We start from the raw sequence: 2175 nt of genomic DNA on the forward strand, positions 1-2175 counted from the left end.
AGACACGCACGCCCTGCGGCGCCCCAACGGCACGGCGCCCTTCGACGCGTACGCAGGCACGGCCCCCGCCCCCGAAGCGAGCGCCGGCTCGGAGGCCCCCGTCCGGCGCGAGGCGCTCGCCGAGGTGATCGCAGAGGCCGAGCCGCTGCTTTCGACGCTGCGGCCGCGCTTCGCAGCGATCGCCCGGGCGGACGCCGCCAACGCCCCGGACCGCCCCTCGTTCGACGTGCTCTTCGAGGGGGCCTCGGAAGGGGAGCGCACCTTCACCCTGCAGCTGGCGCGCGTCCTCTCGGAGCGCCCCGAGGCGGCGCGCCTGGCGCGGGTCGCGCTGCAGCAGTTCCAGCAGGCAGAGCAGGATTTCGCGCTCGCCCAGGAGGCCCACGCCCAGTTTCTCGCCGCCCGGCTCGAGGTCGGCCAGGTCACGGGCTTCAGCGCCACCAAGTTCCGCGGGGCCCTCTACCCCCTCTACAACCTCTGCGTGACCTTCGACGGGGTGCCCCTGCTCGAGAGCCTCTTCCCGCGCTCGCGCGGCCCCGCCGCGACCCGGCCGCTCAACGCGGGCGGGACGAGCCCCAAGACCCTGGAGCTGAAGCCCGTCGCACCGCCCGCCTCCCCTTCGGCGATGCAGCGCTTCGGCGATTGGCTCGTCAGGATCCTCGGCGGTGAACCGCCGAGCTGAGAAGCATTAAATTTTCATCAAGACTCCGATCGCCCCGATCGATCCATCGACGACGCGGGTATATTGACCGCAACCCCCTCGCGATTCATGTCACGTCACTTTCCAGAAGAGAGGCCGCGATGAACCTGAACAGCGTCGACTCGCCCCTTTCGCCGGTCCTTCGGCCGAGCGCTCCGACGACGGCCGTGCCGGCCGAGGCGGTCCCGGCTGCCCCGCTCTCCCCGCTCGCCCCCCCCGCCGCGGACCGGAACCTGGTCCGCGACCTCCTCGATCGCACGCTCGATCTCGGCACGCTGCCCTGGGATCTCCCGGGGCTGGCACCGGCCCCCAAGGAGCCCGCGGCACCCGCCGCCTTCACCGGGACCGAGGCCTTCACCAAGCTGAGCGAGGCCGACCAAGAGACCGTCCAGGCGTTCTTCGGCGAGGCGGCTCGCGGGCTCGACGGGGGCAGGCTGGCTCGTCTCGAGGGCGACATGCAGGGCCTCCTGGAGTCGGGCAAGCTGCTCGAGCGCGACACCTTCGGCACCAGCGCCATGGCGCACCTGGCCGCCTTCAACCGGCAGCCGCTGCACGAGTCGCTGTCGGGCACGAGCAAGGGCGAGCTCGCCCGCGACATGATCAAGGCCCTCGCCGAGCCCGAGACGGTGCGGCAGAGCGGCTCCCGCGACGACTGCGCCGAGGCGACCATGGTGGCGACCCTCACCTACAGCCACCCGGCGGACTTCGCCCGGATCGCGACCGAGCTTGCGACCAAGGGCGAGGCGAGCATCCCCGGCGGCCCCAAGGGCCCCAACCCCGACACCCTGAAGCTCAGCGTGAGCGGCGATCGCGACGGCCGCTCCGCGCTCGGCTACATGATGCAGGAGTCCTTCGGAGCGCACGTGACCAGCATGGTCCAGGGCCTCCTGAGCGCCATCGTCTCGCTCGGCGGGGACAAGGGCCTCAACGCCAACCAGGTGAAGACGCTCTACGACGGGGTTCTCGGCACCGACCACGTCACGGTCTTCGCCAAGCAGGGCGAGAACCTCCTGCCCACCATCCAGGAGGAGCTCGCCAAGCAGAGCAGCGAGAATCCCTCGGTGAAGGTCTCCATGCGCAACCAGGAGGGCTACCTCCACGCGATGGCCGTCACGGGCATCTCCGGTGACAGGGTCTCGCTGTGGGATCCGCGCAGCGGACACCGCACGACCATGTCCTCGGACGAGTTCAACGCGCTCGCGGCCCGGGCGATGATCGAGCGCTCGGCGCCAAAGCAAGGCAATATCCTCGAGGGGATCACCGAGGGGATCAAGGAGGCCTTCACCGCCCCCGTCCAGGCCTTGTCGAATGTGGTCCAAGGCGTCTCCGAGCTGGTCGAGGGCCTCACCGAGGAAGGCGGCGGTCGCCTCGGCGGCCGCGGGCAGCAAGGCTAACCCCGCTCTTGTCCGATGCGCGAAGGGTGCGGCCCGGGGTACCGGGCCGCACCCTTCGCGCGCTGCACGATGACGTCAGGTCTT

The 2175-nt window shown here is 70.9% G+C and carries 2 protein-coding genes; both read left to right on the top strand.

What is annotated here, in order from left to right:
* The coding region (locus V6D00_16210) for a hypothetical protein (GenBank protein HEY9900724.1) at window positions 1–679 on the top strand (679 nt) is incomplete at its 5' end.
* 119 nt (window positions 680–798) lie between these two features.
* A complete protein-coding gene (locus tag V6D00_16215) occupies window positions 799–2091 on the top strand; it encodes a hypothetical protein (protein ID HEY9900725.1) in 1293 nt (430 codons plus the stop codon).
* Window positions 2092–2175: the final 84 nt, after the last annotated feature.

Origin of the sequence: Pantanalinema sp., assembly GCA_036704125.1 — a bacterium.
In the GTDB taxonomy this organism is placed as follows: domain Bacteria; phylum Cyanobacteriota; class Sericytochromatia; order S15B-MN24; family UBA4093; genus JAGIBK01.

Coding starts and splice junctions, on each gene's coding strand:
- V6D00_16215 (HEY9900725.1), top strand. CDS start 799: ATGAACCTGAACAGCGTCGACTCGCCCCTTTCGCCGGTCCTTCGGCCG.